This is a genomic window from Larkinella sp. VNQ87, assembly GCF_049445795.1.
Taxonomy (GTDB): domain Bacteria; phylum Bacteroidota; class Bacteroidia; order Cytophagales; family Spirosomataceae; genus Larkinella.
Genome location: NZ_JBMSDT010000023.1, coordinates 61067 through 69149, shown reverse-complemented (window position 1 = coordinate 69149; position 8083 = coordinate 61067). Strand labels below are relative to the sequence as shown.

8 protein-coding genes are annotated in these 8083 nt (G+C 55.5%); 6 read left to right on the top strand and 2 right to left on the bottom strand.

What is annotated here, in order from left to right; genetic code table 11:
* Window positions 1-101 precede the first annotated feature (101 nt).
* Genes ACO2Q8_RS28235 through ACO2Q8_RS28220 form a run of 4 tightly spaced genes read left to right on the top strand, consistent with a single transcriptional unit; the run spans window position 102 to window position 2835 of the window.
* Window positions 102-956, top strand: a complete 855-nt coding sequence (locus ACO2Q8_RS28235; RefSeq protein WP_423348255.1) for an alpha/beta fold hydrolase — start codon at window positions 102-104, stop codon at window positions 954-956.
* Between the two features lie 23 nt (window positions 957-979).
* Complete coding sequence (locus tag ACO2Q8_RS28230) at window positions 980-1426, top strand: YHS domain-containing (seleno)protein (protein ID WP_423348254.1); 447 nt, start codon at window positions 980-982, stop codon at window positions 1424-1426.
* Window positions 1427-1897: a DM13 domain-containing protein gene (locus ACO2Q8_RS28225; protein ID WP_423348253.1), complete on the top strand. Its 471-nt coding sequence runs from the start codon at window positions 1427-1429 to the stop codon at window positions 1895-1897.
* 17 nt (window positions 1898-1914) lie between these two features.
* Window positions 1915-2835, top strand: coding sequence for a hypothetical protein (locus ACO2Q8_RS28220; protein ID WP_423348252.1), 921 nt, complete (start codon window positions 1915-1917; stop codon window positions 2833-2835).
* A 6-nt stretch (window positions 2836-2841) separates the two neighbouring features.
* On the opposite strand, the gene ACO2Q8_RS28215 is transcribed toward ACO2Q8_RS28220, so the two are convergent.
* A complete protein-coding gene (locus ACO2Q8_RS28215) occupies window positions 2842-3687 on the bottom strand; it encodes a ThuA domain-containing protein (protein ID WP_423348251.1) in 846 nt (281 codons plus the stop codon).
* A gap of 42 nt (window positions 3688-3729) precedes the next feature.
* The gene (locus tag ACO2Q8_RS28210; protein WP_423348250.1) at window positions 3730-5301 is read right to left on the bottom strand and encodes a serine hydrolase domain-containing protein; all 1572 of its coding nucleotides are present in this window, start codon (window positions 5299-5301) and stop codon (window positions 3730-3732) included.
* A 96-nt stretch (window positions 5302-5397) separates the two neighbouring features.
* On the opposite strand from ACO2Q8_RS28210, the gene ACO2Q8_RS28205 reads away from it, so the two are divergent.
* Together ACO2Q8_RS28205 and ACO2Q8_RS28200 are read left to right on the top strand one after the other, a co-directional pair.
* On the top strand, window positions 5398-7596 hold the full coding sequence (locus ACO2Q8_RS28205; protein WP_423348249.1) for a B12-binding domain-containing radical SAM protein: 2199 nt from the start codon (window positions 5398-5400) through the stop codon (window positions 7594-7596).
* A gap of 258 nt (window positions 7597-7854) precedes the next feature.
* Window positions 7855-8079: a VF530 family DNA-binding protein gene (locus tag ACO2Q8_RS28200; protein ID WP_423348248.1), complete on the top strand. Its 225-nt coding sequence runs from the start codon at window positions 7855-7857 to the stop codon at window positions 8077-8079.
* The last annotated feature ends 4 nt before the right edge of the window (window positions 8080-8083 follow it).

The following is an 8083-nucleotide window of genomic DNA, read 5'->3' as shown; positions in this document are numbered from 1 at the left end:
GCGCGGTCGCTGGTTCAATTACCTGGGGGGCGGGGTTTTCGTGGCCATGGCGGTCTGGCAGGCCATTCGACTTTGGGGGGAGCTCTAAACAAACCCGAACCATGCAACCGCTTAAAGGGTTTTTTCGCCGGAAAAACAGGCTGCTGATCGTACTGTTCGCCGGTCTTTTTCTGCCCCGATGTGCCTCAATCCGGATGTCTGACCAGCAAGTTCGCGCTTATTTCGCCGGAAAGCCCATGCAGCCAACGTTTGGTTTTTCGACCGATCAAAACCACTCGGTTCATTACGCCCGAATCGGGGCCGATACCCTGCCGATGGTGCTCTTTATTCACGGTTCACCCGGTTCTTGGGATGCGTTTATTGACTTTTTCACCGACACAACGCTGTTGACCCGTTTCCTGCTAGTGTCGGTCGACCGGCCGGGTTTTGGCAAATCGAATCTGGGTAAAACCGAATGTTCGCTCCAAAAACAGGCTGCGGCCATTGCCCCGCTGCTGCAGTTATCGCGGTCTCCCCAAAAGCCGATTGTGGTGGGTCATTCGCTGGGCGGTCCGGTGGCGGTCAGGCTGGCGATGGATTATCCCGATGCGGTGGGAAGGCTGGTACTGGTGGCGCCGTCGGTCGACCCTGACCTGGAGAAACAGGAATGGTATCGGGCCGTCGGCGATGCGTTTCCAGTTCGATATTGGCTACCGACCGAACTGCGGGTGAGCAACCAGGAAATTCTTCCCCTGAAAGGCGAACTGCAAACGATGCGGCCGCTTTGGGCGACCATTCGGGTGCCGGTAACGGTTATTCAGGGCTCGGCGGATGACTTGGTCCCACCCGGCAATGCCGATTATGCCCGCCGAATGCTGATCAACGCACCGGTTAAGCTGATGATGGTTCCGGGGATGAATCACTTCATTCCGTGGCGTCGGCCCGAACTGATTCGGGCGGCAATCTTATCCAATTAGTTAACTCTAACACATTTAAATTTATGAAAACGCGTGTATTGCTTGCTACGTTTCTGGTCCTGTTATCGTTCACGGCGGTTTTCGCCCAAAAACCGGTGGTCTTTAGCCCCGATGGAAAAGCGATTCGGGGCTATGATCCCGTTGCCTATTTTACCGATGGCAAACCCGTAAAAGGCGATTCGTCCCTCTCGTACGTCTACGAAGGTGCTACCTGGCAGTTTGCTACCGCCCAAAACCGTGACCTTTTCATGGGCGATCCCACGAAATATGCCCCCCAATACGGCGGTTACTGCGCCTACGGCACATCGAGGGGATACAAAGCGCCGACCGAGCCGGATGCCTGGACGATTGACGGCGGAAAGCTCTACCTGAATTACAACACGAAGGTGCGCGAGGAGTGGAACAAGGACCGCGCCGGGTACATCGAAAAAGCCGATCAACAATGGCAAAAAATTAAACTCACCAAATAAATGAAGGCAATCGGGAAAAACTGGAAAAGCGTAATCTATCTGCTGGGACTTAGTTTGCTGGCCGTAGTGGGTTGTGTGAAAGACAAAGACCTGACACCACTCGGAACTACCGGTCAGCCGGTCAGTGCCACGGATAACACCGTCGTCTTCGACTCGACGGGTCAGCAACGGCGGGCATCGGGAACATTCCAAAACGGCGTGCATACCGTTTCGGGTACGGTCGATCTCTACGAACGAAACGGCAAACAAACGCTGGTTTTCCGGAATTTCAGCACGGATACCGGGCCGGATTTGCGCATCTACCTGGCCACCGATACCCAGGCCCGGAACTTCACGGAGGTTCAGATGCTCACCTCGACCGGGCATTTTTTCGTGGAGCTTCCGGCCGGGATTCCCGTAAGTCAGCAACGCTATGTGTTGATCTGGTGCAAACGGTTTGCGGTCCATTTCGGGAATGCGGAACTCAAGTAAGCTATTCAACTAACGCCATGGAACAACTCAAGTGGACTTATTTAGCCGTTCTATTGCTTCTACTGCATCAGGTGTCGTCGCGGGCACAAGGGTGCAGCGATGCCGGTTTTTGCAGCATTGGCGGTTTGAAGCAGCAGGCCAACACCGATTCGCTCCGGGAGCAGTGGTCACTGCTTTTGCCCGTCGGACTGGGCGATCAGGCGGTGTTTGTGTTTACCCCCGGTATTCAGTACGACCGCCAGCTTAGCACCCGTTGGTCCATTCAGGCTAAATTGACGGCCAACTATGCTCGGGGTAATCTGGGTTCCGCATCGGGGCTGGGCGATGGGTTTCTGACGGGTATCTACACCGTCCCTTCCCGACGCCGATGGACCTCATCGTTTACGCTGGGGGTAAAAGTCCCGCTGAACAACGGCAACCTGACGAGCAACGGCCAGGCGTTGCCGATGCAGTACCAAAGTAGCCTCGGAACCCTCGATCTCATCGCGGGCTATTCGCTGAATTCGGCCCGCTGGCAAGTGTCGGCGGGCTGGCAACAGCCGTTAACCGGAGCCAACCGGAACACGTTTCTGCCCGAAATCGACAACCGGCCCGAGTCGATGGCTTATCCGCCGTCCAACCGGTTTGACCGGCGGGCGGATGTACTGGCGCGGGCCGCTTACACGCTCGTAAACCGGACGAAAGTCACTTTGAATGCCGGTCTGCTGGGAATTTATCACCTCGGACAAGATGCCTACCGTGACGCCATGGGCCGTTCGCAGCGCATCGCCGGTTCGGAGGGAATGACCCTGAATGCGACCCTGGCGGGTTGGTGGCAGCTATCGGCAAAAACACGGATGGGCTTCACGGCCGGGCTTCCGCTGGTGGTTCGTCCGGTTCGGCCCGATGGGTTAACGCGAAGTATTGTGTTTGCACCGGAGGTTAGCTGGCGGTTTTAATCGGTATTAATTTTTGCCGCTGGCTAACCACCGCAAGCCATCGAGGATAAGCCGGTTTTGGGTCTCGTTGTCGAATGTGAACGAGAGTTCTTTGTCGGTTTTGTTCGCGTAATCAATATCGTTATGGCCCATGTTGACATAGAGCATCCGGTATTGCTTATTTGTCCAGACTACCGGATAATAGCCCTCGTGCCAGATTTCGTGCGGTTTGGGGCCGGTGCCGAGCGGAAAGCTGCTCGGGTCGATGGAAAGCAGAATCCGGATGTTTGGGTTTTGGGTTAGATCGTTCGTCCAGCGGTACCATTCGTTGGGCGCCGATCGGAAGGTTTGGGGCAAATGCCGGGTCGCCGGATGGTTGCGGTTTTCGACGCGCAAAATCGCCGATGTGGGCCGCCAGGTGTTGCTTTTGTACGAACCAGCCCCGATGAATGCGTTGTGGTACCAGTCCCAGTTCTGTGGATAGGCCGAGGGTGTCAGGGCAAAGGCGGCAAAATGGAAGCCCATCCAGGCACCGCCTTTGTCCATATACTGCTGAAAAGCGGCTCGTTGTTCCGGTGCTTCGGGCCGGGTGTCGAGGAAAATGACCACCTGATAATTCGCCAGAAAGGCAGCATTCAGGTTTGTCCAGTTCGAGCTTGTGTCGTACGTAAAATGGTGCTTCTCTGCCATTTTCGGAAACCAGCGATTGGCTTCGTTCACAAAACTGATGTGCGCTTTGTCGTTTTTAGCGGTAAAAAACGCAACGACTTTGAAGCGGGCCTGTTGGTTTTGTGCCTGAATTGTCGAAAACAGGCCGAAGCAAATAGACAGGAGCAAAACGGCGGTTTTCCAACTACGCACTTCGAGTTTCATAAATACGACAAAGGGGTTAGGAATGGAACGTTAGCGGTTTTGTCACTTGCTGACTTCCCGGAAATCAAGTTGCTGAATCAGGGCCGGATTTTCGGGTGTAAGCGTGAAAAATACATCGATGTTGGCGGTTTCCCCTTCGAGCAGAAAACGCCCCCGCAATTGATTTTCCGGAATAAGCTCGCCCACACGAATGATTTTTCCGGCTTTGGCGTACAACGCCTGCACGGTTTTCCGGCGGTCTTCGAGCGATTGGTCCGGGAAGAAGTTCTCGGCAAAAATCCCGCTTTCGGCGGCTTTCTGCCAGTCGGGCAGGAGAGACAGCAGTTCGGTTTTTCGTTGTTTCAGAATGCTGGAAGCGGGGATGGCCCGCGGTTTCAAGCCTGCCGTCGTGATCAGCGTGTCCAGCACCGCCCAGTTGACCGAACCCATGCCCGCGTACGTCAGATTTCCGAAGGCTACCACGCCGATGCCGTACTCGGGCATGATCCACCACTGGCTGCCAAAACCGGGCAGTCCGCCCGTGTGCCCGACGTAGACACGGCCCTCGCAGTCACGGCTCCAGCGCAGGCCATAACCGTAGCTGCTCACCATCGGGCAGGCCCGGCCGTTGGGGTATTTGAAGCCAGCCGCCAGGTTGTTGAACGTCCACGGTTGCTGCATTTCGCGTACCGAACTGCGCTTGAGGGGCGGCACTTCGGCCTGACTGCGCGGGGGCCAGGCCGCTTCATGGAAGGCCATGTACCGGGCAAAATCTTCAATAGACGTAATCAAACCGCCCATCGCGCCGTACGAACCGTCGTGCAGCAGTGGCTCGTCCACCCACTCGTTATACCGCCAGCGGTAGCCGTGCGCCAGTTGATCGGCTGGGGCTTTGGTGTACTCCCAAACCGTGTGCGTCATGCCGAGCGGTTTGAAGATCGCTTCATCGATGTATTGCTGGTACGGTTTTCCGGATACTTTCGTGATGATGGCCCCTAGCATTGCAAAACCCAGGTTGCTGTATTCGTAGGCCACGCCCGGCGCGTTGGACAGCGACAGACCGCCTGCGATCAAGTTGGTCAGGTCGGCGGGGCTATCGTCGAGTTGCCGGTCGCCCCAGGGGTTGTCTTCCGGAAAACCGGCCGAATGTGTCATCAGGTTTCGGACCGTAATCAGGGGTGAATCGGCCGTCAGGTAGGGTAATTTTTTCAATTCCGGAATGTACAGATACGCCGGATCGTTAAGGCGGAGCTTGCCTTCGTCTCGCAGTTTCAGAATCGCCATCGTCGTCACGCTCTTGCTCATCGACGCAATCCGGAACAAAGACTTTGGCGTCACGGCGGTTTTTTTCGCTACGTCCGTATAGCCAAAACCGCCTGCCTGAATCAGTTGTCCATCGACCACGATGCCGTAGGCCAAGCCCGGAAAGTGGTTTTTAGCGGCATGGTCGCGGTAAAGTGTCTCCACCACCGGTAACACCGCCCGAATTTTTTCCAACCGCTGTGGATCGGCAAAAACCGGGGGTTGGTAGTGGGTTGAGTAGGAGACCGGGGCGCGGTCACCCGCAGCGGGTTTGGGCTGTCCTTGGACCAGCGAAGCGAGCAAGAGGGCGAAGGGAAGGAGCGTTTTTTTCATGGCTGTATTCTGTTTCGCTAAAATAGGAGGTTGTTGGCAAAAGAGCTATTCTGCCCAACAAGAAGTACCTTTGTAGCGAACGAAGCCCGGAGCGCCTTGGAACCCACGATTCTTTTTATCACCCCGCCTTTTACGCAACTTAACACGCCCTATCCGGCCACGGCGTATCTGAAAGGGTTTCTGAATACGAAAGGCTTTCGGTCGTACCAGGCCGATCTGGGCATTGAAGTGATTCTTAACCTGTTTTCCCGGAAAGGGTTGCAGGCAATGTTTGCCGACCTGGAGGACTCCGACTGCGAATTGACCGACAACAGCTTTCGCATTTTTTCGCTCCGCGACGAGTACATCAACACCATCGATCCGGTCATCCGGTTTTTGCAGAATAAGAATCCGACGCTGGCCCACCCCATCGCCGACCGCTCGTATTTGCCCGAAGCCGGACGGTTTGCCGAACTGGACGATCTGGAGTGGGCCTTCGGCACGATGGGCATTCACGACAAGGCCCGGCACCTGGCTACGCTGTACCTCGAAGACCTGGGCGATTTGATCACCGAAGCCGTCGATCCGCACTTCGGATTCAGCCGTTACGCCGAGCGGCTTGGGCGGTCGGCGACGCATTTTGACGATCTGAACGCGGCTTTGCAGGCTCCCGAAACCCGGATTTCGCGCATCACGACCGACCTGTTGGAACAGAAAATTAGTCAGTGGAAACCGACGGTAGTTTGCCTGACGGTTCCGTTTCCGGGCAATTTGTACGGGGCGTTGGAAATCGGTCAGCACCTGAAAAAACACCATCCGGATATCGCCATAATCATGGGTGGGGGCTACGCCAATACCGAACTGCGCTCGCTGAAAGAACCCCGCGTGTTCGATTACGTCGATTACATTTGCCTCGACGATGGCGAAGCGCCTTTGCTGTCGTTGCTTGATTATTTGTCGGGAAAGCGGGAACGCGATGGCCTAAAGCGGGTTTATGCTCGAATGGGTGGAGTGGTGACGTATCACAACCAGAACCGGGAGCGGGATGTGCCCCAGCGCGAAACCGGCACACCCGACTACAGCGACCTGCGTCTGAACGACTATTTATCGGTTATTGAACTGGTCAATCCGATGCACCGGCTATGGAGCGACGGGCGCTGGAACAAGCTAACGTTGGCGCATGGCTGCTATTGGGGTAAGTGCTCGTTTTGCGACATTAGCCTGGACTATATCAAACGGTACGAACCGCTGACGGCGGGCCTGCTCTGCGACCGCATTGAGGAAATCATCGAACAAACGGGTCAGAACGGTTTTCATTTTGTAGACGAAGCCGCCCCGCCCGCACTCATGCGGGACCTGGCTCTCGAAATCATCCGCCGGAAGCTGACGGTGGTGTGGTGGACCAACATCCGGTTCGAAAAGAACTTTACGCCCGACCTCTGCCAGTTGCTGAAGGCTTCGGGCTGCATCGCGGTGTCGGGCGGGCTGGAGGTGGCCTCCGACCGGCTGCTCGACCGGATGAAAAAGGGTGTGACGGTGGCGCAAGTGGCCCGTGTAGCCGATGGGTTTACGCAGTCCGGGATCATGGTTCACGCGTACCTGATGTACGGTTTTCCGACACAGACGGCCCAGGAAACGATCGATTCGCTCGAAATGGTGCGGCAATTGTTTGAAACCGGCATTGTGCAGTCGGGATTCTGGCACCGGTTTGCCATGACCGCCCACAGCCCGGTCGGGATGCATCCGTCCGGTTTCGACGTGATGCGGATTGGTCCGGAAACCGGTTTGTTTGCCGACAACGACCTGGACCACGACGACCCGCTGGGCACCGACCACGGCCGGTTTTCGGAAGGCTTACGGAAGTCGCTTTTCAACTACATGCACGGCGTCGGGTTTGAGTTTCCGCTCAAAAGCTGGTTTGATTTCAAAACGCCCGCAACGAGCATTCCGCCGAACTACATCGCGAAAAGTATTCAGGTATTGCCAGACAGCGAGTTTAGGCCCAATGCCATCGCAATCTGGTTGGGAAGTCTGCCAACGGTTTCGGTTTTGGAACTGAAAAAAGGGAAGAAAGTGACCGAACTGGCCGAGTTGGTTTTTTATTCGAGAAAGAAAGAGTGGGCCGTTGAAACGAGCTTGCCGGTGGCCGACTGGCTGGAAGCGGTTTTGCCGAAACTGCTGGTGGGAAAGCACGAACCCTACTCCCTCGACGGCCTAAAAGCGGACTTTGAAGCCGCCGGGTTGGGGAGTTTCAGGGCCTTTCAACAGTCGGCGGTCTGGCGAAGTTTGCGACAGAACGGGCTGCTGGTGGTGTAAAATCAATAGTCTTTTTTACTGTCGCGCTTGGCCTGTTTGTCGGCCCGCTTCTCCTTCAGCGTCTTCGCTGCCTCTTTTTTGCCGCTTCCTTTTGTGGGGGCTTTTTGCTGGGCCATTGTAGTAGGGGTATGGTTATTTAGAAAGGTAGCGTTAGTTGGTGAGAAAAAGAACGAAAGGAGTAATAAAAATTAAGGTTTATTCATAAAAGTCTGATTCCGCAACTTGAGCTATCTTTACGCCGGATCAGCTTGCTTAACCATGACCCCAACCCAGCCCAACAACCCGCTTCATGGAAAAACACTCGAAGCCATCCTGAACGAATTGGTCGATCACTACGGCTGGGAACGCTTGGGTCAGCGGATCACGATTCGCTGTTTCAACGAAAATCCAAGCGTCAAATCCAGCCTGACCTTTCTGCGGAAAACACCCTGGGCGCGGCAGAAAGTGGAGGAGTTGTACCTCCGGATGATCCGGAATACCTAATTAT